The following is a 25,093-nucleotide window of genomic DNA, read 5'->3' as shown; positions in this document are numbered from 1 at the left end:
AGCGGCGAGCTGGCAACACAATCGGGCCCGTCGGCACCGTGAACCGCAGCCAGCATCCGGACGAGGCGGTGGGTAGGGCCTTGATCCGCTGTGGCCGGGTCGGCGGTCTTCCGGCTCGAGCGCCGAGCGGGATGAAGCCCACAAGGTGGCCGAGCAGGTTGCTGCACAATTGCTCCCTCCTTGACAGGCTCGGAGGCATGCCAGACATCAGCCGGGTGGGAGCAGTCAACATCGAGCACGGCCACTTTCCTGTGGGTGAACTATGGGAGCCGGGATTCGAGCGCAGGGAGGACAAGCCGGACGTGCAGCCTGACGAACCGGTTGTCGTCGTTCCTGGCCAGATCGTCGTAACCTCGCCGGTTCAGGAGCACACTGCACTGGTGGTCCTGGCTGTCAGCGACCGAGAGGGCGAGGCGCCAGGACCAGCCTGGAGCCTGGTTGCTTCTGTGGACTACCAGCCGGTCTACAGAGGGCGGATGGCAGCATTGGACACGATGAACGGTCCTGCCGGGCCTGCGGCTGGTCCCATTGAGGTTTTTGGCCTGCAGGCTGAGCCGGGCGAGCCGTTTGTGGTTTTGGATCCCGCCCGGACCTACCGCGCTCAGGTATGGTCGCAGGGCCGCAGTGACTCCCGTCAGCGGTTCGACGCTGCCATGCAGCGCAGGCATTGGGGTCCCCGCGACGGCTTCGAGTCGTACTTGATCGCGTTCATCACCCGGGGAACGCAGGAACCTCCGGCTCCCGCTGTGGGCGGCAGCCGACGGGATCGCCTTGTCCGCAGGCACGGAAGGCCCCCGCTCAATATGCGCTGACCGACTGGCACGCTGAGAGGGGAGCGACCCGGTGGGCCGCTCCCCCACCCGGCAGATGCCGGTTACTTCACGTAGATGCCGTACGCGTTGCTGTGCAGGATCCTGTCACTGCCGTACCAGTCGGCCAGCTCGCTGCCCGCCTTGCTGTTCTCCGTGCCCGGCACGTAGCGCACGGAGAAGTTCCCATCACCCGCACCAGCGCCCTCCTTGGTGGAGGCGAAGGGGAATTCGTCGCACTGGTAGGTGTCGTCGGGACGGCTCAGGCCTCGGCATGCGGCGTTCTTGGCGTTGAGGTTCTTCCGCGCCACCTCGGCCGCGGCTGCGTCGTAATTGGCCCAGTTGCGATGCAGAGGGCGCCAGTTACCGTTCCAAATGTCGCCGGGGATCACCTTCCCCGGCTTGGTCGGGTAGGTGGTCTGGGGCTTGTACAGCGCGTCGTAGATGTGGTTGGCGACGCCCGCGGTGTCGTTCTGAGCCCGGTCGTAGGAAAACACCGGGGTGACACGGTCGAAGATCACTCCGGCGTCGTAGTATTTGCTGCCGAGAGACTTGGACGAGTCGAAGCGCACGCCGTTGTCGGGCCCGTCGCTCCACGGTGTGGTGACGCCTCCGCCAGTCACCTTCCACCGGTGCTCGTACACGCAGGTCGCGATGTCGTCCGGGCCGGTGCCGCTGCCCCTGTCGGACTCGAGTCCGTAGGCGATGTACTCATCCCGCCAGTCACCGACGTTGGTCGTGAACGGGTTGGACGACATGTCGCTCACCTTGCAGGAGCCAGCGGAGGGCCAGCCTGCCTGGGAGACGTGAAGGCTCATCATCGCGGAGTCGTTGAACTTGCCGGAGGCCACCACCTGGTCGGTGTGGATTTCGATGGTCGCGTCCCGGCCGCCTGCTGCGTAGCTGGTACCGATCTCGGTCTCCCGGAACCGGACCATGCCTTCGATCCCGCCTTGGCCGTTGAGCTTGACGGCGGTGTTGTAACCCCAGCGGCAGAAGCTGAAGTGATTGATGATCTTGCCAGCGGCGTCGTGCGCATCTGGCATCGCCCGGCACTGTTCCTTGGTGAGGGCTGCGGCGATGCGTATTCGCTTCTCCGCGGCGGCGTCACCGGCCTCGGCGACGTATGTCTCTCCACTCTCCCGGGCGATCCTCTGCTCGTTTGCTTCGCTGGACGGCTCGGGAGGTGTCGGCGTCTCGCTGGACTGCAGCCTTTCGACGGTGACGGCCGAGCGGTGCTTGGTGAGAGCCGTTCGATAGTCCGCTCCCAGCGGCAGATCGACGGGCTTGTCCGAGCGCAGCCAGACGGTCTGCCCTTCACCGCCGTCCGCGTTACCGACGGCCTGGGCGCTGGTTCCGGTGAGCATCGCAGTGAGGCTGGCGATGCCGAGAGCTATGGCGGTTAAGCGTCTCTTCGCACGCAATGCGAGCATCCTCCCAATCTGATGGACGGGAAGAGCACCCCATCAGAGCTAGAACAAGTGAGCTATGGTCAACGCCACGGTTTACACAGGAACGTCACAGGTTCGGTCAACTAGACGGCAGACGCGGCTACTTGGGTGGCAGCATTTCAACCCGTCCGAGACGGTCCAGCACTGTGGCGACGGCAGCCGTTCCCCTGGCCACAAGCCGCGCATGCCAGTCCTCGCCCGCGGCAGAGGCCAGAAGAGACCGCACCGGCGGCTGGAATCGGCATCTGAGCTGACAAGATCGGCCACCCCTCATCGGGCGTAAACCTGCTCAGACGCATCACGTGTATGTACGGCCACAGACGCCGCATCGCCGGCGATCCGGGTCGTGGAGCCCCCAGCCCGCGCCTGCGGAGGTGCTCCACGTAGGGGCGGCGCCCGACTCCGTGCCGCGACCGCGGCCCGGCACGGAGGCCCGCGCTTGACCGGCCGACACCTTCTTGGCGGCGGCCTTCTTCGTCGCCTTCCCGTCCGGCTGGCGCGCCGCCGTCTTCCGGGACGCCGGCGTCCCCTTCCGTGACGGGGTTGCTGTCTCGCCGCTTGCGGTGCCGGCGGCCTGGGCCAGGCTGCTCTCGAGGACCTGCATGAGGTCGACGACGTTGGTGGCCTGGGGCGGCTCCTCGGCGAGGACGACCTCCTTGCCCTCGGCCTTCGCCTTGACCAGCTCGCGCACCTTCTCCTGGTAGGTGTCGTGGTAGCGGCCCGGCTCCCACGTGCCGCTGAGGGCATCGACCAGCTGCACGGCCATGTCGAGTTCCTTGCCCCGCCCGGCGCGGCCGGAGGGCAGCTCGGGCAGTTCCTTGCGTGGGTCGCGGACCTCATCCGCCCAGTGCAGGGTCTGCAGCACGAGTACGTCGTCCTCGGCCCGCAGCGCGGTCAGGTACTGCCTGCCGCGCATCACGAACGTCGCGATACCGACCTTCCCGGCCCGGTCCAAAGCCGCGCGCAGCAGCTCGTAGATCTTCTGGTATTCCTTGCCGCGGGGGGCGAGGTAGTAGGTGCGGTCGAAGTAGACCGGCTCGATCCGGTCGAGGTCGACGAACTCGGAGATCTCGATCGTCTGGGAGCGGCCGGGCGCGATCTCGTCGAGCTCGTCCGGCTCGACGAGCACGTACTGGCCCTCGTCGAGTTCGTAGCCCTTGACGATGTCGGCGCTGTCGACTTCCTTGCCGGTGCGCTCGTTGACGCGGCGGTTGCGGATGCGGTCCGCGGTGCCGCGCTGCAGCTGGTGGAAGTGGACGGTGTGGTCGCTGGTGGCGGTGTAGAGGCCGACGGGCACCGTCACCAGGCCGAACGTGATCACGCCTGTCCAGGTGGCCCGCGCCATGACCGCCCACCGTCCCGTCCGTCGCAGTCCCCCGGGTGCTGTGCTCGCTTGCGTCCACGCTCGCACCGCTCCCCCGCACTCGCGCGCCGGACAGACCGCCCACGCACCCGAACGGCGGGCCGGCGGCGAGGAAGGCATCAGGGTATGACCTGGACGCTGCCCGAGCCGATGCTCACCACCGCCGTGAACAGCCCCGACCTCCCGCCAGGGTCGGCGGCCGAGCCGAAGCGGGACGGCTACCGAGCCCAGCTCGCCGTGTACGCGGACCGGCGGGTGCTGCTGCGCTCCCGGCGCGGCACGGACATGACGCCGGCGTTCCCGGAAATCCGGGCAGCCGCGGTCGTCGACCGTGCCGAACAGGCGGTAGCCGGAACCGGTACGAGTGAGTCGGCGGGAGAACGACGGCCGGGACGGGATCCTGCCCTCGGCGACGAGCGGTAGTGCACCTGGTGCAGGGTGCAGCCACCGGTCTCGCGGACCGGGCGCGGTGAGCGCGGCCCCGGCGGCGGTCGTAGCTGGTGACGGTGTCGGCGGCGCGTTCGACGATGCGTGCCCACTGGAGTCTGCTGACACCGGTACGTCGCTCACGCGCCAGCTTGAGCCGAAGCAGGAGAGGTGTCACCATCGGCATCCGCTGGCCTGCGCCTTCGATCGTGCAAAGCACAGTGATTGTCACCCGGTCGGCGCGCTACCTGTCACCAGCAGCGGGCTAAGCACGGTGGGTGTCATCGGCTGTACTGCGCCGGTGGCCTGAGCTGAACAGCGGTAGCGATGGCCAGCCCAGCGCGCCCCGCCCAGGCTTTGCTGACGACACCGTGCACAGGGCCAGCGAAGGGTCAGATATTGCGAAAGCGGGTTCCTCCCCCTGCTACAGATGGAAAATGTCCGCATGACGGGGAAACGGGGTGGCGGAGGAAATCCGCATACGGTCAACATCGTCTCGGGTAATGTTTTTGGCTCTGTGGTTCAGGCGGGCACCATCAGCGGTGGGGTGCACGTGCACACCGGGGAGCCGCCGGTGGTTCCGGTGCTTACGCCGGTCGTGGCTCGGGACGCGGCACCCGACGAGCTGTTCGTGGGTCGTACCGCGCAGGTAGAGGAATTGCTGGCCGGGATGGCCCCGGAAGGTGACGGCCGTGCAGTGGTGGTGTCCGCAGGCATGGGTGGGGTCGGGAAGACCGCGCTTGCTCGGCATGCCGCGGCGATCGCTGTGCAGCGGCAGTGGTTCACGGGCGCCGCGGTTCTGGTGGACCTGCGTGGCTACGATCCGGACGGCCGCGCGGTCGCCTCGGAGGATGTGTTCGCACCGTTGCTGTGCACACTCGGGATGGCGGCGGAGAAGGTTCCCGGGACACGGGCCGAGCAGGCGGCTGTCTACCACCAGACGCTGGACCGGCTGGCCCGGCAAGGGCAGCGTGTCCTACTGGTGCTGGACAACGCCTCCAGCGGCGACCAAGTGCGGAACCTGCTGCCGCGGCAATCGGCTCACCGCGTTCTGGTCACCACCCGCGACCGCTTGTCGGTGCCAGGCAGCCGCACGCTCGGCCTGGAGGAGCTTCCCCTCGGCGAGGCACGTGTCCTCCTTGAGGAGGCTGTCCGCGAACAGCTGCCTCAGGACACCCGAATCCGTGACAACCCTGAACTGGCCGAGCGTCTGGTGCGGGCGTGCGGTGCCCTCCCCCTCGCGGTGCGCATCGTCGCGGCGATCCTCGCCGACGAGCCCGACCTGCCGATGACGACTCTGGTCGATGAATTGCGCCGGGGCGGCGACCTGCGCCACGGCGAGCTGTCAGTGGCCGGGGCATTCGACGCGTCCTGGCGGCGCCTGCTCGTCCGCGACACCTCGGCCGCGCGACTCGGTTGGTTATGCACCCTAAACCCGGGGCCGGCCCTGGACACCGAGGCGGCTCGGGCGCTGGACGGCCGTACCGAGGCCGAGGTGCGAGCAGGATTACGCACGTTGTTACAGGCGCATCTGCTGGGCAGGGTCGACGGGCGCTGGCAGTTGCACGACCTGGTGAGGCAGCATTTGGCAGCCCAGTCGCTGCCCGGCCTGACCGACGGACCGGCGGACGCACTGGCTCGCCTGCTGGAGCACTACCTGGAAGCCGCCCGCACGCGGGACGCGCAGTGGTTCCAGCGGGAGCGCGTCAACCTGCTCACGGCGGTTCCGGCCGCCGCCGCGGCCGGGATGGATCGGCTGTCCGCGGAACTGGCCGCGGCCGTTCGCACCTTCCTGCCAGAGCGCTCCGACTTCCCCACTCGCATTCTCCTGTGCCTGCACGAGGTCGATGCCGCAGGACGCTTCGCGGACGCCGGACGCCGGGCGGAGGCGCTGCTAGCGCTCGGCAGGTCGCTGGCGGCCGCAGGACGGTTCAGCGAAGGACTGTCTTACCTGGAACAGTCCCTGGAACTGTGGCGGGCCAGCGACGACGAGGAGTCAGTCGCATGTGCGCTGCGCTACATGGGGATCGCCCTGTACAACGGGCGGAATTTCCAACAGGCGGCGTCCGCGTACCGGGAGTCCGCTCAGCGGTTTCGTGCTCTTGGATCCCCGCTGGCGGAGGCAGCAGTAACGGACGAGCTTGCCCTCGTGCTGGTCAGCCTGGGTGAGACGGACGAGGCGCTGGCCGCGGCCTACCGCAGCGCCGCGCTTTATGCCGCCAACGGAGATCGCTTATCCGAATTGAAGATGCGAGCCGACGCGGCCAACATCCACTTCTGCGCGGGGCACTACCACGAGACGATCCTGGAGGCCGAGGCCGTAGAGAAGCTCGCTCGGGACGAGGGACATACCGAGGTCGAGGCCAGAGCATGTACAACGCTGGCCGCGCTCTACGGGCAGAGCAACCAGCACCGGCGTTCGATCGAGTACCGCAATCGCGCTCTGCGGCTCTGCCGGGAGAGCGGTGACAAGGACCTCGAGGCCTCGCTCATGAATCGCTTGTCCATCGCTCTCACGTTCAACGGGTACGTCGTGGACGTAGCGGCCGCGATGCAGAAGGATGTCGACCACCACCGCTCGGTGGGAGACAAGAACGGTGAAGGCGAGGCACTGCACCGCCTGGGGCTCATGCTGTCCGACCGTACGAAGCACAGTGCTGCGTACCAAGTGCACCAAAAGGCCCTGGAAGTCTGGCGGGAGCTGGGAAACCGGCACCGCGAGGGCGTGGAACTGGCGGCGCTCGCCAAGGCATACGCGGCGGTCCAGCGCATGACGGCCGCACGACGCGCCGCGGAGGAGGCCGTGGAGGCACTGACCGACAGCGGCGCCGTCGACGAGGTCAAGAAGGTACGAGCCTGGGCCCAGAATCTCCCCGCCGGCTCCGTAGACGAGCCCGAGGAACTGCTGCACGTCACCACGATCGCACAGGAGAAACAGGGGGGATGCGCGCAACTGCTGACGATCGTCGGCGTGGTCGTCGCGGCGGTCGTCGAAGCCCCGTGGTGGATACTCGCAGGATGGGCGCTGCTGCTGGGCAGCCTGCGCACGACACGGGCCCTGGTGAACGGCCCAAAGCAGCGCAACTCGCCCGTCGAGCAGCAACGCGAGCCGCTGCTGGAGGCAGTATCCCTTCGGCTCGAAGGCTGCGTGTCGGTGTTTCTTACCGCCGGGCTCGCTCTGGCCTACTTCGCAGGCGGCCCCTGGTGGCTGCTCGCCGCCTGCACCATCCTGGCGGGGTGCTGGGTCAGCGGCAGGCAAGGGGTGGCCGTCTTCCTGCTCATCGGCGCGCTCGTCGTCCACTTCGGGTGGGGTACCTGGTGGGTGGCAGCTGGCCTCGTCGCTCCGTTGCTCGGATACCTCAACACCATGGGACCGGGCTTCGAGACGAAAAGCGTCGAGGTCGGATAAAGCCTACTCGGCTGGTCGACGGGCAGGGTCTGTCAGTGTGGAGTAGATCGGACCGTGGAAGTCACGGCCCTGGATCACCGTCCCGTACTGCGTGCCGCCACTGATCTCGTTATGCACTCCCCGCACTTCGGCCGGCCCCGGCGACTCGTCGATGATCGTCCGCAACTCGGCGTATACCGCTTCTCGTTCGTCCTCCCCCAGCGACTCCAACAGCGTCTCGAAGCGCTCCTGCCAAACCGCCTCCTGGCGTGTGCACGTCTGCTCGTCCGCACCATCTCCGCCAGTCGCCAACGCGGCCGCAGTCCGGTCCAGTCGCTCCAGCTGCGCTTGGCGGCGTTCTTCGTCGCCCCGACTGAGCAGCCGTGCCACCCGGTCACGCAGCCCATGCCACACATCCGTCCCCGCGGCCTGCACGACCGCCGTACCACCGGCCGCAGCCAGCGCCGTCATCGCCTCGTTGAGCATCGCCCGAGCCCTTCTCACCGTCACAGCACCTGACTGCACGTTAGCGCCCCATACCCACACCGAGGGCGGAAAGCGGCCCGGTACCCGGTGGCGGGCCTTGGACGCGGCCGCCAGGCATCCCCCTCGCGTCTCGGGGCCGACGACGCTCTGGGACGTCATGGTTCTGTTCACGAGTTCCGACGGCAAATGTGCACGACTTCGGGAGGCACCCCGTCCAGGCCGTGGTCGATGTTTACGAGAATGGGAGGCACCTCACGGACCCTTCCGTCGGCCGGGTAGAGGCAGGCGTCGGCTGGGATGCGCGCAAACGTCAGCGCGCCCCGTAGGGTGGCCTGATGTTCGACCGTTTGGAGATCAGGGTGTTGCCGCCGGGACCCCGGTTCAAAACTCAGGTGCGCTTCTGGGTCAACGGCGAGGACATCGTCGAAGAGGCGGTCGACGAGGGTGGCCGCGGACCGTACGCCGCCGATGTGCTGCCGGCGGGGCGGCCCAGCCCGCTGCGGGCGACCGATGAGGCTCGCCGCCTGGAGCTGGGAGAACCCGAGTGCACCGGCGGGTGCTGCGGCTACCTGACCGTGGTCGTGCAGCGGTTCGGGGAGATCGTGCAGTGGTCGGACTGGGAGGTGCCGTGGGGGGCGGCGCACATGGACATGCCCTATCCCCCGCCGGAGCTCCACTTCGATGCGAGTCAGTACGACGCCGAAGTGGCTCGTGCTGAGACGGACCGCTGGTGGCAGGTGTACTCGTAGGCGAGTACGGCGCGGCCGTGCCCGGCCGCGGGCTCTCATTGGCCCCGCGTCCTCGTCAACGGGGAGCGCCTTTGAGTAGACACAGGTGCTGTCGAAACTCGTGAACAATCCGGTCATGCAGCGACCGCCAACCGCCTCCCGAAGCGATGTCGAAGTGCTGCCCGTTCTCGTGAACAGAGCCAGACGTCACGCCCAAGCACTCCGCGGCCGAGTTGTCCGCTGCCCCATTCACGGGATCCGAGCTCGAAAACCAAGCCACCGCCTGGCGGCCATGGTGACAACACGCCTGCATATATGACAACTACCGTGCTTCGGCTCACAGCTGAAGCCACGCGGTCCGGTGGTCCGTGTGCGCCTACAGCTCGAACTCGATGTGCTGGACGTCGGTGAACTCCACGTCCAGGCCCTGGGCGCGGCGGCCGTTGTCGCGGAAGTAGACCTCGCCGAGGGCTTGCGCGGTGAGGTCCTGGAGTTGCTGGTCGGTGGCGCCAGCGTCCTGGGCGTCGAAGAGGCGGACGGCGTGGTGCGGGGGCAGGGCGAGGGTGAGGTCGCGGATGCGGGCGTCGTCGGTGGTGCCGGGCGCGGCGGTGAAGCCGAAGCGGGCGCGGGTGTGGATGACGAGGCCGGTGCTGGTGGCGGCCTGGCGGCGGGCGCGCTCGCGGACCCGCGGCTGCCAGCGGGCGCGGACGGCGTCCTGCAGGCGCCGGGCGAGGTCGGCGCGGGGCCGCCGGATCTGGTCCTTCACGTACCGCTCCACGGTCCGCTGGGTGACTCCGAGGAGGTCGGCGGTCGCGCGGGTGCCCTTGAGCTGCTTGACGAGGTAGCGCATCTGCGCGCCCGCTGACTTCGGGATCGGGCGGGTGAACGCCTGCTGGACGGCGTGCTCCAGGCCGTCTCCGACGATACCCATGCGGGCGCTCCTTCATGATCATCTGTGTGGGCCGCTGAGCGAGCCGGTGGCGGCCTGCCGCTGTGTCTGGCAGGCCGCTACCGGTCCCGGCGCGCGTGTAAGGGCTCATGCCTGTACGCGCTGCTGCGGTTTTGGGAAGGGATGACCGGTCAGGAGGGGCGCGGTGAGCGGAGCCGGTCGGTGATGTCGTACACCGTCAGGCGCAGTGCGCGGATGTCGGTGATCAGGTCGCGCCAGGGTTCGTAGGAGGCGTCCACGGTCTCGCCGGAGGCCCGGATGTACGCCACGGCAACGCCGTAGGCGAAGTACTCGTTGCGCGCGGGCAGGGGCCGCAGCAGGACGAGCTGTTCCAGTACGGCCGTCGCGGTGGTAGGCGGGTTTCCTTTGCGGGCGGGCAGTCGGTCCAGGCTCTGGCGTACGTAGCAGTCGGACCCTGTCGCGCTGGGCACGGGGTCAAGGTCGAAGCGGCCCCAGGCGCGGTGAGGCTGCCCAGGAACTCCGGCAGCGCGTTTACGAGCACGCTCATCACACCTGCTCCCCGGGCGTCACACGGACCGGGCGGTGAACCACGGTGGACGCCCGTGCGGCGGAGCACCGTTGCGTGTACCGGGCGCCGAGTCTGCAGCGTCTCGCGAGCGCCCCAGCCAGCGGAGAACGTCCGGCAACTCCCCGCTCGGCATGACGGGCGAGGCTGGTTATCCGCGCCAGTCGGGGCGCTTGGGCAGGGCTACACGGCGCCGGAACCGCAGGTTGAACGCCTTCCGCCCGAACTCGGAGACGAACTTCCGCTGGATGCGCAGCCAGCTCCGCACGCGCCGCTTACGGCGACGGTGCAGCGTCCCGGCCTCCAGGTCACAGACCCAGGTGGTCCGTTCGACGTCCCGGAACTCCACAGCCGCGGGCCGGGACGGCGGCAGGGATCCGGAGCTGTGCTGCTCGAACGGCGCGAGGAACGTCGCCTGCTCCCCGGTGGGAACGACGTGGTCGAGGAAGTGTCTGTGGTACCCGGCGCTGCTGTCGGGGCCGACCAGCGCGGACAGGTCGAATACGGGCCGGTCGGCCGTGTTGTGCACCCGCAGGAACCGGTACGCCTCCAGGTCCACCGAGTCGTCGTCGACCTCGTACGCGGAGGGCACTTCGATCCAGCAGGCGACTCGGGCCGCGTCGGTGCGCTGGTCCTTGCGGCGGTCGCGCACGATGATGCCGGCCGTCGCGAGCAGAGAGCCGGTTGTGCCGATGGCGGAGAACCAGGTGGGGACGCTGCCCCAGTCGATGGCGGTCATGTTCCGCACTGTGCCAACGCATTGTCCGGCTGGCGGCCCACTTGAGGGCAACCTGAGCTGCCCCTTCCGCTCCCGTGGTGGCGCCAATCCGACCATGATCGTTCTCACCGATAGCCGCGCCGGTGGTGTGGGAAGGGACGCAAGGAGAGGCCTGAGCACGCTCGCACTGGACCGAATCGTGTCGCGTGATCAGCTCCACAGGTCCGGGATGAGCTGAGTTTCGGTGGAGCGTCCGGGCAACAGGGTCAGGCGCTGAGCGGTGCCGGCGACGGGGTCGGCGATGAGCACGTCGGGAACGTTGTGCTCCAGGAATCGCAGATAACCGATGGTGCCGAACGTGCTGGTCCGTCTGGCGAGCCATTCCACAAGTTCGCGCAGATGGTCGAACTCGTCGGGATGCACTTCCTGCCGGGCAGTGAGCGCCCAGCCCTGTTCGCTGCGTGACAGGTCGCCAACGAGCGTTCCCCCGATCCTCGCCGCGGGCCCCCGGGCGGCCAGCAGGGGGTAGGCATCCGGGTCCTGCGGCTCCTCCCCGCTCTCCCCGAGATGCCAGCGCAGCAGCGCAACGTCAGCGGCCGGAAGCGAGTCCGGCAGGTCGAGGATCAGCTGGAGTTCATAGAAATCACTCACGGTGGCAACGCTACGGTGCTCACCGGACAGACGGAGGCGCCGGCGTGGATTGCTGCTCGGCCGCGGTGCAGGAAGAGATCGAACCCCGCTGAACCCGCGCACAGGAAGAAGGTCCTCGCCGGCCCGGGGACGGTGGGCGTCGGCGCCTTCGGCCTGTCGGTCATCGTGACGGTGACCGACGGACGAGGGTTCCGGCCTGTCGGCGTCCGCCGGCACGGCCAGTCAGGAACAATCCGGGCTGGAGCCCGTCCGCGCTCCTCGCACGTTGCCCGGACGGGCCGCCCGCTTCCCCTGCCGGAAGCCGCAGGCGCGCGGCAAGTCTCACCGCGCGTCTTCCGACCCGTCGCTCCGGGGATCGGCCAAACCTGCTCACGCGGGATCTTGCCTGGCATGTCGAACCGGGACGGAGTGTCGTGGAGAGCCTGCGTGCCCAAGTTCGGCCTGGTCGGGGCCTGATGCTCACGGGAGGAAGCGTGGATGCACCCGCACTACATCGTCACGGTCGGACGAGGTCGGCGCCCACCGGCTCCCGCCCTCACGCCCGGCAGTTCACACCTGCCCCGTCTGCCTGGGCGTCTTCACCACCAAGCCCCGCCTGCGGCAGATCTACCGCACACCCAACTGCCGCCGCGCCGCGGAGAAGCAGCGCAACCAGGGACGCGAGGGACCAACCGACTGGGCGAACAGCAGCCCTGACAGACTCCGACCACCGAAAGCCCGGATCTGCGGACGCTGACGCTCCCTTCACCGGCGGCGACGGTTCGGCGGAACGTCGTGTGCGTCTGGCTACTCTCGGGCTATCGTTCGCGGGCGAGAGGGTGGAGACCTCGCCGGGGGCGGGGGGCGAGGGGGAGGGCTGTGATGGCTCACGCTAACGGTTCCGGTGGGGAGTGGCTGGACTTGGCCGACGCGGTCGCGCTGTTGCGTGACCAGATCGCCGAATCCCAGGCTCGGATCGCTGACCCCGGTGGCGGGGGAGCCAGCCACCGGGGAGTGCTGTTCACCGTGGATGAGATCACACTGGAGCTAGGCCTGGAGCTGACCCGTACCAGGGGGGTGAACGGCGGGCTGAGGTTTGGCCTGGCCGGTATCAGCGGCACCAAGGAAAGCGCCCGCAAGGCGACGCACACGGTCACCGTGCGGCTGCAGCCGCACGGACCCGGCGGCGGCGATATCGACATTAGCGACGAGGAGTAGCGCCGCTTCAGGCGGCGGCGCAGCGAGTCCGAACGCCAGCGACGGGGGGGCCGTGCGGTACGAGTCCGATCGGCGGGTGCAGGTGTGGGTGGCCCGGACCGGGAGCGATACGCGGGGGTTCGGCTCGGGATATCTGGTGGCGCCGCGCCTGGTGCTGACCGCCGCGCATGTCGTGGACGACGTGTCCGGTACGGGACGGGGTGCGGTGCAGGTGTCCCGGCCGGACTCCGGCGGCGGAAATTTTCCCGCGACCGTGCGGTGGTGGCGCAGGGATGAGCTCGTCGACGCGGCGCTGGTCGAGGTCGACGACGGCCGTGGCTGGCAGGTGCCGGAGTCCTTCGGCGACTTGGCGCTTCGGCCGCCGCAGCGGTGGGGGCGGCTCATCGGCACCGGGCCGCATGAGGTGACCGTGGTCGGCTTTCCTCGTATGCAGAAGGATCCCGGTGACGGCCGCCGCTTGGACGAGAGTCTCGCCGGGCGGATCGTCCCGGGCACCGGCTCGCTCGCCGGCCGCTACGAGATCACCAGCGGTCAGCCCGTTCCCGGGACGGGCCCGGACCGGTGGGCGGGGATGTCGGGCGCGGCCGTGCTGAGCGGCGACCGCTACGGGGACGTAATGCTGTGCGGCGTCACGCGCCGGGACCGGCAGGCCGACGGCGGCGTCCGCCTGACTGCCACGCCGGTCGCCCACCTTGTGGCCGACGGGCGCTTTCGCGCGCTGGTGACCAAGCATGCACGCTGGGAGCCTGTCCTCGAGCCCACGGAACCGGCCGCCCTGCTCACCCCTGCCGCCCCCGAGCGCCTCCTGCACTCACCGGCCGCGCTCCTGCGCGCCGACGCCGAGGCCGTCACCTTCCACGGTCGCCAGAAGGAGCAGGCAGACCTGCGCGTTTGGTGCGAACAGGGGCCTGCCGCGGTGTCGGTGCGGGTCGTGACCGGCCCCGGCGGGCAGGGCAAGACCCGTCTGGCCCGTCGGCTCACCGATGACCTAAGCCGTGAGGGCTGGGCCACCGGACATCTGCGCACCGACCTCACCGACTACGGGTCCCCGCCCGACTTCGCCCCTCTTCTGACCGCGCTTCCCCTGCTCCTGGTCGTCGACTACGCCGAGACCCGCCCGCGCCTGCTGCGTGAATTGATCAGCCAGCTGTGCCGCTCCCGGCACCGCGTACGGATACTGCTGCTCGCCCGCTCCGATGGCGAATGGCGCACCGACGCGCTCAGCGCCGCCCCGGCCACCCGCAGTCTGCTCAAAGCCGCGCCGGTTACCGAGCTCACCCCGCTCATCCCTGACCACCGGCCTCCGGGCGACCGCCTCACCGCGTTCACTCAGGCTGCCCGGGACCTCGCCCGCCTGCTGCCCCACGTGCCTTCCGTGCCCGCCCATGACTGGTCGGCGCTGGCCGCCACGCTCCAGCCGCACGAGGACCTGAGCCACACTCGCTACGACAACGCCCTCACCCTGCAACTGGCCGCGCTGGTCACGCTGCTGCAGCACGGCCCCGCCCCCGTCGACACCAACCCCGGTGAACCACTGGAGCAGATCCTCCTGGACCACGAGGAGCGCTTCTGGGAGGACAGCGCCAAAACCCCCGCGTTCAAGGCGGACCTGCGCACCCCGGTCCTGGGCGCGGCGGTCGCCGTAGCGGCGCTGTGCGGGGCGGCCAGCAAGGACCAGGCCCTGCGCGTCATCTCCGAGGTCCCCGACCTTCCCTCTGACATGGCACCACCTGCCGTGGCCTGGCTGGCCGCGCTCTACCCGGCCGCGCGTGGCCGGTACTGGGGTTCCCTCCAGCCCGACCGCATCGCCGAGTACCTCACCTCCCGCACGGTCATGGACGAGCGTGTCCGATTACCCGCCCTCCTGACCGCGGCCTCGCCCGAGCAGCAGGCACAGCTCCTGACCGTCTTGGCCCGCGCCGCCGTCGCCCACTACAACGCGGGACGCGCCACCGAAAGCGAGCATGTCCTGGGCGCCGTCGACACCGCCCTCAACACCGTTCCACTGGCCCATCAGGCCGTGCGGACCGTGGAGGCCGCGCTCCCCTACCCGTCCCACGTCATCGCCGGGCTCGCCCTACGGCTCACCGGCGCCCTCGTCCAGGCCAATGAACGGCTCGCGCTCATTCAGGTCAACCAACGAGGGCTCGCGGAAGACTCGGTTCATGAGTCCGAACTCGCTGCCTCGCTGATCAACTTCTCTAACCGGCTGGCGGAGGCCGGGCGGAGGACCGACAGCCTCGTCGCCGCCGAGGAGGCGGTCGTCATCTGCCGCCGGCTGGCCGCAGCCGACCCTGCCGCCCACGAACTCGACCTCGCGGGCTCGTTGTCCAACCTCGGCCTGCGGTTGTCAGAGGCCGGGCGGAAGACCGAAGGGCTGGCCGCGACCGAGGAGGCGGTCGCGATCGACCGTCGGCTGGCCGCGGCCAACCCAGCCGCCCACGAACCCCACCTCGCGGCCGCCCTGAACAATCTCGGCACTTGGCTGTCGCAGGTTGGGCGGAAGACCAAAGGGCTGGCGGCGGCCGAGGAGGCGGTCGCCATCTGCCGTCGGCTGGCCGCAGCCAACCCCACCGCCCACGAACCCCACCTCGCGAGGTCGCTGTCCAACCTCGGCCTGCGGCTGTCGGAAGCCGGGCGGAGAACCGAAGGGCTGGCCGCCGCCGAGGAGGCCGTCACCGTTTTCCGCCGGCTGGCCGCGAGCAACCCCGCCGCCCATGAGCCCGACTTTGCCTTTTTGCTGGGCCATTTCGGAGTTCTCTTGTCAGAGGCCGGACGGAGGGCCGAAGGGCTGGCGGCGGCCGAGGAGGCGGTCGCCATCTGCCGTCGGCTGGCCGCAGCCAACCCCACCGCCCACGAACCCCACCTTGCCCTCTCCCTGACCAGCCTCGGCACCCTGCTGATGGACGCCGGACGGAGGACCGACGCCTTGCGTGCTGGGCAGCAGGCCGTGGAGATTCGGCGCCGACTGGCGGCGGACGACCCCGCCGCCTTCGAAGCCGACCTCGCCGCCGCACTGACCAATCTCGGCGCCCAGCTCACTCTCACCGGGCGAGGAGCCGAGGGCCTCGCTGCCGCCGAAGAGGCGGTGGACCGCTACCGCCGACTGGCCGCAGACCACCCCGCCGCCCACGAACCCCACCTCGCCCACTCCCTCACCAACCTCAGCACCCATCTGTCGAGCACTGGGCGCTGGACCGAGGCTCTGGACGCCGTACAGCAGGCGGTGCAGATCCGGCGCCGACTGGCGGAGGACGAACCGACCGCCTTCGAACCCGACCTCGCCCACTCTCTGTCCAATCTCGGCCTCCGTCTGGCGAAAGCCGGGCGATGGGCCGAGGGCCTCGCCGCCACCGAGGAAGCGATCGTCATCTACCGCCGGCTGGCCGCGGCTGACCCCGCGGCCTTCGAACCCGACCTCGCCGGCGCACTGTCCAACCTCGGCAACCGACTGGCGGAGGCCGGGCGGAGGAGCGACGCCCTCGCCGCCGCCGAGGAAGCGGTCGTGGTCTACCGCCGGCTGGCCGCGGATGACCCCGCGGCCTTCGAACCCGACCTCGCCGGCGCACTGTCCAACCTCGGCAACCGACTGGCGGAGGCCGGGCGATGGGACGAGGGGTTGAACGCCGAGCGGCAAGCGGTGAAGATCCGGCGCCGATTGGTGGTGGACAACCCAGCGGCTTTCGAACCCGACCTCGCCCTGTCCCTGTCGAACCTGGGCAACCGGCTAGCGGAGGTCGGGCAACGGGCCGAGGGCCTCGCCGCCACTGAGGAAGCGGTCGTCATCTACCGCCGGCTGGCTGCGGACGACCCCCCAGCGTTCGCACCCGGTCTTGCCCGCGCGCTGTCCAACCTCGGCATCCCACTGGCGGAGGCCGGGCGATGGGACGACGGCCTCGCCGCCGAGGCTGAAGCGGTCGCGCTATACCGCGAACTGTCGATATACCAGCCCGCAGCCTTCGAACCCGAGCTCGCCCGTTCACTGCTCGCCGCCGCCCTGCTTCTCGTGGCAGAGGGCGATCTTCCCGAAGCCCTGCTTGCCACGGGGCAGGCCGTGGAGTTGTACCGTTCCCACGTCGCCGCCAAGCCGTCGGTGCTGCCCCGGCTGCACGCCGTGCTGACCTTGCAAGCGAACATCCTCGACGATCTGGGCCGCGAGCAGGAGGCGCAGGAAATCCGCCGCTGGCTTATGACGAATGCCGCTCAGCCCGACTCCTAGTCCGGTCTCGCCAAGGCCGTATAGAAGTGGACCTTGGGCTGGGGTGATCACGGTTCATAGGGCGGGGAAATCTCACGGACGAGCAGTGGGCGGTGTTGGACCGTTGTTGCCGAAGGGGGCGAAGGCGGGGCGACGGCCCGTCTGCTCCCGGCGGCTGCTGATCGACGGCATACGGTTCGGGGTCCGGACCGGTGTGCCGTGGCGGGACATGCCCGTCGAGTACGGTCTGTGGGGCCGAATCTACGACCTGGGAGAAGAGAGGGTTGTGACGATCCGGCGCGGGCCTGGAAACCCGTGGTGACAAGGGGAAATACCAGGTGTGTGGCTGCCGGGCACGGAAGTAGCTTCGGCAGTGGGAACGCAAGCGCCGGCGGCAGGGCCTCGCCAGGGCTTGCCCAGCAGCCGACGCGACGGGCGCGGCCGGGCCGGGCGGCGACGGCGTGCGAGGCCGGGCTCCAGGATCGCGGCCGCGCTGGGCGGCGGGAAGGGGTGGTGTGGGCAGGGGCTGGCACGGTGTCCTCGTTCCTCCGGCCTGCTGGCCGGGTCGGCGGTCGTCCGGCCCGCGCGGATGTGCGCACGGGCCGGGGCCACCGGGAGGAGGGACCCCTGATGCGGTGTGAACGAGGTTCGTGACGCGCCCGTTTACGGCGACCTGGGCCCGAACGCGATATACGACACGATCGAGGCAGCGAAGAAGGTCGCCGACCGGCCGTCACTCATCGCCATGCGCTTGATCATCGTCCGGTCCGCCCCGGACGCGCAGCGGCTCAGCTGATCGGGCTACCGGCAAGGGCTCAGCAGACCAGGACCCTGTCGATCATGTTGTTCCAGGGGGTGTTCGCGAGGCTGTCCTCGGTGTGGTACGCGCGGCTGCCGAACTTGTAGACCCAAGAGCCCTCCCAGTTGTAGAAGGAAGACACCGTGCCGGTGGTCTGGTTGTTCTTGTACGAGGTGAGGCGGTCGTTGAAGCCGAGGTCACTCAGGTTCACGTATCCACAGGCCCAGAACGTGTGCTTGGTACCGGTCCAGTAGGCGCCGTCCCACAGGCACAGATATTCGGAGGGACAGCTGGTGTCGGCCGCCGCGCCGGGCACGGGCAACGTGATGCTCGAGCTGCCGTCCTTGGTCCGGATCTCGTTGTACTTCACCTGTTCCGCCGGGATCTTCATGTCCGCTAACTGGGCGTCCACCCGGTCCTGCAGCTGGGCCGCCTGTCGGGCCGAAAGGCCCATCGCTTTCGCCTCCGCCGCGTACTTCGATTCGACCGACTGCGTGGCCCGGTCCGCAGCGGCCGCAGTGGCGCTGCTGGCTCCGAGTGCCAGCGCCATGCCACACAGCAGGGCTGTGGTGCGCATCGTGGTCCTGGCCCTGAACTTCACGGGGTTTCCCTCCGTCGGTGGGTTTCACTTCATGAGCAGGTTCGGACAGCAGTAGACAGCCTCCGGCGACTGAGGTGTCCCGTGTCTCCCTGTTTGGGTCACGAGCTCCCGGAGTCACTGGTACAGCGGTGCTTGGTTCTCTCAGAGTGACAGCCCTCGCCAGGGATGGACAAGGACATGTCGGGGAGACCGAAACATGCTGGTCGGAACAGGTACAGGTTGCCGAATAATCAGGCATACGACTGCGATGGGGAGGGACCATGGCGCTCAGGGTGCACTTCACGGCGGAGGATCTGTCCCGCGTACGGATGGTGTCGGGGCCCGACCCGGGCTGGGAGATCGTGCTCAGCGCCATACAGCTGGCGACCACGCAGGCCACCGCCGTCTTCGGCCCCTGGCGCAGCGCTGCCCGGGCGCGTCTGCGAGCCCTGCGGGCGCCGCACGTGCGTCTGCTGCGGTTTCTGGCGCCTCCGGCGGGCGACTTCCCCGACTTTCTCACCCCGGCGCAGACGGTTCCTTGCCTGGAGTCCACCATCGACGCAGTGCTCTCCACGTCCGGCGAGCGATTACGCAGCGACCTGGCCCTGCTTCCTGCCCCGCCGAGCTGGGCCCGCGGACTGGCGGATGCCGACCGAAGAGTGCTCAGCACGCTCGGTGACGCACTGCGCGACTACCACCGCACGGTCCTGGCGCCGGTGTGGCCGCGCCTGCAGGCACTGGTCGACGCCGACCGGGCCCAACGGGCCCGCGCTCTCATGGACCACGGCACTGACGGCCTGCTGCAGACTCTGGGACCCGCGCTGCGCTGGCGCCCGCCTGTGCTGGAGGCGGACTATCCGGTCGACCGCGATCTGTACCTGGACGGACGCGGGCTCGTGCTGGTGCCCTCGGTGTTCTGCTGGCGCACACCCGTGACCCTGGTCGACCCCGAACTGCGCCCGGTCCTGGTCTACCCCGTCTCTCCCGGCCCCGGCTGGCACCTGAGCCCGGCCGGCCGCGTCCCGGGACCGAAAGACCGGCTGGCCCACCTGCTGGGACACGGCAGAGCGGCAGCTCTGCGGGTAATCGAAGACGGCTGCACCACGGGCGAACTCGCCCGGCGCATCGGCGTCACCCCGCCCACCGCCAGCCAGCACGCGACCATACTGCGCGAAGCAGACCTGATCACCACCATCCGCTGCCGCAACACGGTGCTCCACACCCTCACCCCACTGGGCGCCGCCCTGCTCAGCGCCAACCCCAGGAAGCAGCCCACGGCCCCCGCGGGAAAACGGCCAACAGCCCGGTCCCGATGAGTTGGTGCACGAAGCCACCGCTGCGAGCAGCGGGCGGAACGGGTGCTGGACGGCGAGGCTCCGCGCCGCCAGTTCGAGGGCTTCTGGCCGCGGAACGTCTCGCCGCTCTCGATCCGGGCCTTGTTCCGGGCGAACTCCCGCTCGGCTGCGGACATCTGCCGGGGCGCGCAGCCGGGGTGTACCCAGCCATCGGTCACCTTCGTGATGACCTCGCCCTTGGCGTAGTCCTTCAAGCAGGCCGGGCAGGTGCCCGGATACGCGGCGCGTACCGAGCCGCGCGGCAGCGGCACCGCCTTCTTCGCCGCCGTCTTCTTCGCGGCCGGCTTCCCGCCGCCCGCCTTCTTCTTCGCCGCCTGCGCCCGCAGAGACGCCTCGCGCTGCGCCTTGCCGGGCCGCTTCTTCGGCTGCTGCCCGCGTGCCGCCTCCGCGGCCTTCTGTACCGGGGTCTGTCCCACGCGCGGATCGTAGAGCCGACTCCTGGCTGCCGTCGCCCGCCACGCGCACCATCCCCTGGGAACGGCAGCGCGCGGAAGCGCACCGGTAGGCGCGCGGCGCGATGAGTTGCACACGATGCACCGCACTCCCCCACCGGGTGGAGCGCACCGGGTGGACTCCACTGGACAGCCGTTGCGCATCACGATGGGCTCCACTCCCCACCGGGCGCCTGAGTGGCATCCACTCTCACTCGGTGGAACGTACCGCGATGCCAGGGCGTGCGGCATCGTCCGCACCACGCATCGCCCGTTCCAGACGCCTTTTTCAATTTTCTGCAGAAGTCGCTCCGCGGAAAAGGCGTATCGATACGCGTCCGGGATCGGGGGACGCAGTGAGGGGGCTCCAGCCGGTAACAGGAGCCCCCTCTTCCCACCGCTGCTTTACTGCCGCGCCCAGGAAGGGGAGGGGCGGTGTATTTCGAGGGCAGGGTTCCGCTTGTTCAGCTCACCACCTTGGCGGTCACCGTGCAAGGTCTTCCGTGTTCGGAACGGCTTCCGAACCGTTCCGAACAGAAAAGACGCAGGTCGTAGGGGTGTTGGCATGCTTGCTGGTACCCCGGAGCGTGCCCTGCGGCCGACGCCCAGCCCGGACGAAACAGAGGGCAACGGATGATCCGCCGAGACGCTTCCGCACACCGTGGTATTCGAGCGGAAAGGACCATCGAAAGCTCTGCAATGAGCGGAGCTTGTCCGGGTCGATTCCGATCGAGCGAAAGGGTTTCCGCCCCTACCCGCCGGGGCCAAACTGGGTGATGACCGCATCACGACCGGTAATCGCTGGTGCGGTCTTCTTCGCCGCACTCAGGGAGGGGAAACAACCATGTCAGTACGTATGCCGTCCCGACGCCGCCGACAGGCGGCGGCGTCACCGGGTCACGCGCCTTGCTGCACGGCCTTGACGCCGGTCCAGCGGATCACCGTCTTCGCGATCATCCTGCTGGTGGTGATCGTCCTCGTGTACAGCGGGCAGCCCACCTGTGAGGCCATCGGGCTGATCACGGCGGCCGGAGCCGCCGCCACGCAGCTGGGGCCCTGGCTGAGCGGACAGCGCACGGCGGCCGGCTCCGCCGGAGGCGCGTGATGGCGGAACTCGAGGACGCCCCCGGGCGCATTCGCGACCAGAAGGAGTTCCGTGAAGCGCTGAGAAAAGTGAAAGGGAAGAAGACCTACCAGGCGGTTGCCAAGGACGGTGGCCTGCCTGCCAGCACGGTCTCCCAGACGCTGGACAAGGACAAGCTGCCCAACCGGGACTTCACGGTCAAGTATCTGCGCGGATGTGGGCTGACCGCCGTGGAGCAGGAGCCGTGGCTGAAGTGCTGGGAAGGCCTCGACTCCGAGTCGTCCGCCAGAGGCGGCAGGCTCTGGGCGTTCCTGGTGGGCGGTGGCCGCAGGCGGCCGCGCGTGGCCCTGGCAGCCGGTACCGCGCTCGCTCTCGCCGCCGGCCTGGTGGCGTGGCAGCTGCGTCAGGGCGGCGAGGAGGAGCACTGCGGTACCAGCAATCCCAGCCTGGTGACTCAGGACGACGGTGAATGCACGGGCGTCACCGACGGCAGCGACGGCGCGGCGGTCTTCGGCAGTGATCTGAAGCCGGTCATGACCGCCATCGGCGCGGAGAACAAGACCGTGGTCGAGGGCGGTGACTACGTGACGTTCGCGTTCCTGACGCCGCTGACGTCGACGGACGCGAACAGCCTGACCGTGGGCCAGTACGTCGCCGAGCTCGAGGGCGCCTACACCGCCGTCGCGGAGGAGAACAGGAAGAACAGCAGGCCCAAGATCCGGCTGCTGGTGGCCAGTATGGGCAGTGCCCAGCGGCACTGGGAGCACGCCGTCGACGAGTTGGTGAAGCGCAAGGACAGCGACCGCCTGGTGGCGGTGGTCGGCATGGGCCTGAGCCAGCAGGAGACGGTCGACGCCGCCCGCAAGCTCAGCAAGGCCGATCTGCCCATGGTCGGGGACCTGATCACCGCGGACGGGTTCAACGCCACCGGCGCGGTGGACGGCAAGGGGCCGATCAACGGACTCGCCCGTGTCGCCCTGTCCAACAGCGACCAGCTCACCGCCATCAGCGACGAGCTTCCGTCCGGCCGGCGCACCGCGGCTCTGGTCAGCACGTCCGTGACGCCGAACGGCACCAGGGACCTCTACACCGAGTCCCTCAACCGGGGCTTTCGCACCATCGACGGCCTCAAGAAGCACCTCGACGACCACTCCGACTTCGCCTTCGACCCCCGCGGGGGACCCGACGCGATCCTCCCGACCATCAGCCAGAACTTCTGCAACACCGGCAAGACCATCGACACCGTCTACTACGCCGCCCGCGTCAAGTACCTGCCCGACTTCCTCGACGCCCTGACCCGGCGCAGCTGCCACGCCCAGCACATCACCGTCATCACCGGATCCGACGCGGCAGCCCTCGACCCCAAGACCGAAGCACTCCACGACCCGGCCTCGCCGATCACCGTCCTGTACGCGTCGTTCCCCAAGGCGGAGCAGTTCCGCGCCCCCGGCAATCCCGGCCGCGGCCTGTACGAAGCGTTCGTCAAGGCCTTCACCGCCCCCCATCACGGCCAGCAGTTCCCCGCAGAACACCTCACCGTCAGCTACTGGGGCATCGTCGCCTACGACGCCGTCACCACGGCCGCGACCGCCCTGCACAACGCCGCAGCCCACAGCCCGTCCCCGTCCGACATCCCCAACAACTACGCCGTCAGGAACGAGCTGTACGCGCTGCGCAACAACGCCGTCGCCGGCGCCAGCGGCCACTTCGGCATCGACAAGAACGGCGACCGCACCAACACCGACACCGTCACCACCGTCCACCGCCTCGGCAAACCCCTGCCCAAGGCGCCCTAGCCGGCCGGCTGGGCATCCGCCATCCCCTGCGGTGGGACAGGCCTTCTCCAGGTCTGCCCCACCGCATCGTCATCGCCTCGGCCGAGCCGGGAGTGATCGTGCGGGCACGCCGGCTTCGAGGCCGTGTCTCGCGGTGTCCTCGAGCGGTGAGCACCCGCACCTGCCACTGGTCGTCCTGGACGGAGATGCGCAAGGTGCACGAGGCGTGACGAGGACGGGCGATCGTCGGTGCCGGCGGCGAAGGGGACGGCGAGAACCAGGAGCTGGACGACACCGACGGCGCTGCCGAGTCCGCGCTGCCCCGCTTCGCCCCCGAAGACGGCGCGATCAGCGCGGCGTTCCTGTGCTGGCGGCTGTACCGGCCGGAGTGCCCTGGCCTGGAGGGCTACGAGGCGCTCCTGCGCTGGCGTAGGAAGAACGGGATCCCCGGCCTGTACGCCGTACCGTACGACACCGAGGGCGAGGTCGGCTCCGCCAAGGGCTTGCCGCTGGGGCGGTGGGTGCACCAGCAGTGCAAGACGCTGCGCGCCGGGTGAACTCGATCCGCACCGCGAGGAGTTGCTCGACGTGCCCGAGGGCGGGGTGGTCTGGGAGCTTGGCGAGGAAGCGTGGGAGAGGAAGCTCCCCGTGCTCCGGGGCATGCCGGCGCGCCGCCGGGCACCTCGCGCCCCGGCAGGACGCGGGGTGGGACGATCCCGCCGGTGGCGTCCCGGTGCCGAAGTCAGCGGGGCCTGCCCGGCCGGGCCGTCACGGAAAGCGCGGTGCGTGCGTTTCGGATGAAGCGGCAGGCGGCTACTTCTGGTCGGGGAGTCCCCGGGTCCCTGCACCTGCGAAACGGACTCAGAGCAGAATCCACACCACAGCAGCGACAGCGAGGAGTATCCATGCTTCGCGCATCCAGCCAACGGAGCCCCGTGGTTGCCGCCGGTCAGGGACACCGCTAGCGGATGCGCTGCCCGTCGGTGAGGATGTGGTGCCTGCTGCCCGGCCGTGCGCGGCCGACCGGGCTGCGGCCGCTTTGGGGCCGCTTCGGGCCGCCCGCACGTGGGAGGAGCCGATCACCGCCCGCGGGCAGTCCGGCTGGACTTCTCGGGAGGCCCCCCGAGGTCACCGGTCCCGGTGGGTCAGCACGGTGTGCCAGTACGCCAGCCCGGCGCGTGCGGCCGCATGCGCGGCGACCAGGCGCAGCCCGGACAGCAGCCCGGCGACCGGCCAGTCGTAGGCACCGTTTCTCGAACGGTGGCCGCGGGCGGACGAGGGCGGTTGTGGAACCGGCGGCGAGCCCGCCGCGTTGTACGTCCCGCGTGGTCCGGTCATGCCCGTGTCTGTTTGCGCCGAGCTGACCGGTTGGCGAGGAGGAGACAGGCCCACACCAGCACGTGGCAGGAGGACAGGGCGATACTCGCTGCGCTGGAGCCCGTTGCCACCTGCCAGGCCAGGAGTCCGAGGGCTGTGCAGAGCATCGGCCCGTAGATCCAGACTCTCCATGGTGCGCCTGGCATGGTCCATGGTGGCGGGGTCCGCGGGCGTGAAGGCTGCTGCATCGGGGCTTCCTTCTCGGGTCCCGTTCGCTTGTCCGGGAACTTCGGTACTGGTGCGGGAAGGTGACAGGTGATCAGGTGGACGGGTTGGTCAGGTGGGCGGTCGGCCGGTGAGGGCGGGCAGGGTGGTCGTCCTGATGCGGCGGTAGGTCACGAAGCCGTGCACGGTCAGTCCTGTCCAGATGACGGTGCTGACCAGGGGCCACCACAGATCCCATCCCTGCTCGCCCTGGATGAGGCTGCCGACCCAGTTCACCGCCCAGCTGACCGCGAGTCCGAGTGCCGCCCACCTGGCCCACCGCCAGATCCGCATGGTGTTGCGGGTACGGGATTCCTGCGGAGTTTGCTCGTCTTGCCGTAATCGGGTGCTCTCCATGACTTCTCGTCTACCCCCTTCCTCGTCCACATTTCCTGGCTCTTCGAAGCGCATGTGAGGAAGGAAAGGCGTCATGGGGTGTGGTGCGTCGCCGGATGCAGAATGAGGAATGCGGAGCGGGGGGGGGGGCGGCGGGGGGGGGGGGGCGCCGGGGGGGGGGGGGGGGGGGGGGGGGGGCCGCCGGGGCCGCCCCCCGCCCAAAAAAAGGGGTTGGTGAAAAAGCCCACCACCAAAAAAATAG

Annotated in this window: 22 protein-coding genes and 2 pseudogenes; 13 read left to right on the top strand and 11 right to left on the bottom strand. The window is 69.3% G+C overall.

What is annotated here, in order from left to right; translation table 11 throughout:
• Positions 1 to 197: 197 nt before the first annotated feature.
• Complete coding sequence (locus AB0K92_RS29400; protein ID WP_365927846.1) at positions 198 to 812, top strand: hypothetical protein; 615 nt, start codon at positions 198 to 200, stop codon at positions 810 to 812.
• A 62-nt stretch (positions 813 to 874) separates the two neighbouring features.
• Here AB0K92_RS29400 and AB0K92_RS29395 read toward each other — a convergent pair whose 3' ends face one another.
• Both AB0K92_RS29395 and AB0K92_RS29390 read right to left on the bottom strand, forming a co-directional pair.
• Positions 875 to 2,176 (bottom strand): NucA/NucB deoxyribonuclease domain-containing protein, encoded by a 1,302-nt coding sequence (locus AB0K92_RS29395; RefSeq protein ID WP_365766684.1) that lies wholly within the window; start codon positions 2,174 to 2,176, stop codon positions 875 to 877.
• 382 nt (positions 2,177 to 2,558) lie between these two features.
• The gene (locus AB0K92_RS29390; RefSeq protein ID WP_365927844.1) at positions 2,559 to 3,605 is read right to left on the bottom strand and encodes a Ku protein; all 1,047 of its coding nucleotides are present in this window, start codon (positions 3,603 to 3,605) and stop codon (positions 2,559 to 2,561) included.
• 144 nt (positions 3,606 to 3,749) lie between these two features.
• Here AB0K92_RS29390 and AB0K92_RS29385 point away from each other — a divergent pair, with 144 nt between their 5' ends.
• Both AB0K92_RS29385 and AB0K92_RS29380 read left to right on the top strand, forming a co-directional pair.
• Entirely contained in the window at positions 3,750 to 4,046 is a 297-nt protein-coding gene (locus AB0K92_RS29385) for a hypothetical protein (RefSeq protein WP_365927842.1), read from the top strand.
• 448 nt (positions 4,047 to 4,494) lie between these two features.
• On the top strand, positions 4,495 to 7,458 hold the full coding sequence (locus AB0K92_RS29380) for a tetratricopeptide repeat protein (RefSeq protein WP_365927840.1): 2,964 nt from the start codon (positions 4,495 to 4,497) through the stop codon (positions 7,456 to 7,458).
• Positions 7,459 to 7,461: 3 nt separating this feature from the next.
• Here AB0K92_RS29380 and AB0K92_RS29375 read toward each other — a convergent pair whose 3' ends face one another.
• Positions 7,462 to 7,923: a hypothetical protein gene (locus AB0K92_RS29375; RefSeq protein WP_365927838.1), complete on the bottom strand. Its 462-nt coding sequence runs from the start codon at positions 7,921 to 7,923 to the stop codon at positions 7,462 to 7,464.
• Between the two features lie 335 nt (positions 7,924 to 8,258).
• Here AB0K92_RS29375 and AB0K92_RS29370 point away from each other — a divergent pair, with 335 nt between their 5' ends.
• Positions 8,259 to 8,672, top strand: a complete 414-nt coding sequence (locus tag AB0K92_RS29370) for a hypothetical protein (RefSeq protein ID WP_365927836.1) — start codon at positions 8,259 to 8,261, stop codon at positions 8,670 to 8,672.
• A 355-nt stretch (positions 8,673 to 9,027) separates the two neighbouring features.
• Here the strand turns inward: AB0K92_RS29370 and AB0K92_RS29365 are convergent, their stop codons facing one another.
• From AB0K92_RS29365 to AB0K92_RS29350, 4 genes are all read right to left on the bottom strand, one after another.
• Positions 9,028 to 9,582 (bottom strand): XRE family transcriptional regulator, encoded by a 555-nt coding sequence (locus tag AB0K92_RS29365; RefSeq protein WP_365927834.1) that lies wholly within the window; start codon positions 9,580 to 9,582, stop codon positions 9,028 to 9,030.
• Positions 9,583 to 9,731: 149 nt separating this feature from the next.
• Positions 9,732 to 9,989, bottom strand: coding sequence for a hypothetical protein (locus tag AB0K92_RS29360; protein WP_365927874.1), 258 nt, complete (start codon positions 9,987 to 9,989; stop codon positions 9,732 to 9,734).
• A 288-nt stretch (positions 9,990 to 10,277) separates the two neighbouring features.
• On the bottom strand, positions 10,278 to 10,865 hold the full coding sequence (locus tag AB0K92_RS29355) for a hypothetical protein (protein ID WP_365927832.1): 588 nt from the start codon (positions 10,863 to 10,865) through the stop codon (positions 10,278 to 10,280).
• Between the two features lie 189 nt (positions 10,866 to 11,054).
• Positions 11,055 to 11,495 carry a hypothetical protein gene (locus tag AB0K92_RS29350; protein WP_365927830.1) on the bottom strand — a complete coding sequence of 147 codons (441 nt, stop codon included), beginning with the start codon at positions 11,493 to 11,495 and terminating at the stop codon, positions 11,055 to 11,057.
• A 900-nt stretch (positions 11,496 to 12,395) separates the two neighbouring features.
• Between AB0K92_RS29350 and AB0K92_RS29345 the strand changes: the two genes are divergently transcribed.
• The 4 genes from AB0K92_RS29345 to AB0K92_RS29330 all read left to right on the top strand — a co-directional run bounded on the left by AB0K92_RS29345 (position 12,396) and on the right by AB0K92_RS29330 (position 17,686).
• A complete protein-coding gene (locus AB0K92_RS29345; protein ID WP_365927827.1) occupies positions 12,396 to 12,692 on the top strand; it encodes a trypco2 family protein in 297 nt (98 codons plus the stop codon).
• A 52-nt stretch (positions 12,693 to 12,744) separates the two neighbouring features.
• On the top strand, positions 12,745 to 16,911 hold the full coding sequence (locus AB0K92_RS29340) for a tetratricopeptide repeat protein (protein ID WP_365927825.1): 4,167 nt from the start codon (positions 12,745 to 12,747) through the stop codon (positions 16,909 to 16,911).
• The gene (locus AB0K92_RS29335) at positions 16,889 to 17,212 is read left to right on the top strand and encodes a transposase (protein ID WP_365927822.1); all 324 of its coding nucleotides are present in this window, start codon (positions 16,889 to 16,891) and stop codon (positions 17,210 to 17,212) included. Before AB0K92_RS29340 ends, AB0K92_RS29335 begins: the two co-directional genes overlap by 23 nt.
• A gap of 315 nt (positions 17,213 to 17,527) precedes the next feature.
• A complete protein-coding gene (locus tag AB0K92_RS29330) occupies positions 17,528 to 17,686 on the top strand; it encodes a hypothetical protein (protein ID WP_365927878.1) in 159 nt (52 codons plus the stop codon).
• Between the two features lie 19 nt (positions 17,687 to 17,705).
• Here AB0K92_RS29330 and AB0K92_RS29325 read toward each other — a convergent pair whose 3' ends face one another.
• Positions 17,706 to 18,266: a peptidase inhibitor family I36 protein gene (locus tag AB0K92_RS29325; RefSeq protein ID WP_365927820.1), complete on the bottom strand. Its 561-nt coding sequence runs from the start codon at positions 18,264 to 18,266 to the stop codon at positions 17,706 to 17,708.
• Positions 18,267 to 18,550: 284 nt separating this feature from the next.
• Here AB0K92_RS29325 and AB0K92_RS29320 point away from each other — a divergent pair, with 284 nt between their 5' ends.
• From AB0K92_RS29320 to AB0K92_RS29300, 5 genes and pseudogenes are all read left to right on the top strand, one after another.
• Positions 18,551 to 19,585 carry a DUF5937 family protein gene (locus AB0K92_RS29320; protein WP_365927818.1) on the top strand — a complete coding sequence of 345 codons (1,035 nt, stop codon included), beginning with the start codon at positions 18,551 to 18,553 and terminating at the stop codon, positions 19,583 to 19,585.
• A gap of 246 nt (positions 19,586 to 19,831) precedes the next feature.
• Positions 19,832 to 20,053, top strand: coding sequence for a hypothetical protein (locus tag AB0K92_RS29315; RefSeq protein ID WP_365927816.1), 222 nt, complete (start codon positions 19,832 to 19,834; stop codon positions 20,051 to 20,053).
• Between the two features lie 921 nt (positions 20,054 to 20,974).
• On the top strand, positions 20,975 to 21,160 hold the full coding sequence (locus AB0K92_RS29310) for a hypothetical protein (protein WP_365927813.1): 186 nt from the start codon (positions 20,975 to 20,977) through the stop codon (positions 21,158 to 21,160).
• A complete protein-coding gene (locus AB0K92_RS29305) occupies positions 21,160 to 22,935 on the top strand; it encodes a hypothetical protein (RefSeq protein ID WP_365927810.1) in 1,776 nt (591 codons plus the stop codon). The genes AB0K92_RS29310 and AB0K92_RS29305 overlap by 1 nt, the downstream gene beginning before the upstream one ends.
• A 221-nt stretch (positions 22,936 to 23,156) precedes the next feature.
• Positions 23,157 to 23,629, top strand: a pseudogene (locus AB0K92_RS29300) (helicase associated domain-containing protein); the annotation flags it as partial.
• 223 nt (positions 23,630 to 23,852) lie between these two features.
• On the opposite strand, the pseudogene AB0K92_RS29295 reads toward AB0K92_RS29300, so the two are convergent.
• The 3 genes and pseudogenes from AB0K92_RS29295 to AB0K92_RS29285 form a co-directional block, all read right to left on the bottom strand.
• Positions 23,853 to 24,003 (bottom strand): annotated as a pseudogene (locus AB0K92_RS29295) (IS5/IS1182 family transposase); the annotation flags it as partial.
• Positions 24,004 to 24,042: 39 nt separating this feature from the next.
• The gene (locus AB0K92_RS29290; protein ID WP_365927808.1) at positions 24,043 to 24,252 is read right to left on the bottom strand and encodes a hypothetical protein; all 210 of its coding nucleotides are present in this window, start codon (positions 24,250 to 24,252) and stop codon (positions 24,043 to 24,045) included.
• 315 nt (positions 24,253 to 24,567) lie between these two features.
• Positions 24,568 to 24,789, bottom strand: coding sequence for a hypothetical protein (locus AB0K92_RS29285; RefSeq protein ID WP_365927806.1), 222 nt, complete (start codon positions 24,787 to 24,789; stop codon positions 24,568 to 24,570).
• Positions 24,790 to 25,093 lie beyond the last annotated feature (304 nt).

The sequence above is a fragment of the Streptomyces sp. NPDC052687 genome, assembly GCF_040678395.1.
Classification (GTDB): Bacteria; Actinomycetota; Actinomycetes; order Streptomycetales; family Streptomycetaceae; genus Streptomyces.
The sequence above is the reverse complement of the archived record's forward strand: the minus strand, read 5'-3'. Positions and strand labels throughout refer to the sequence as shown.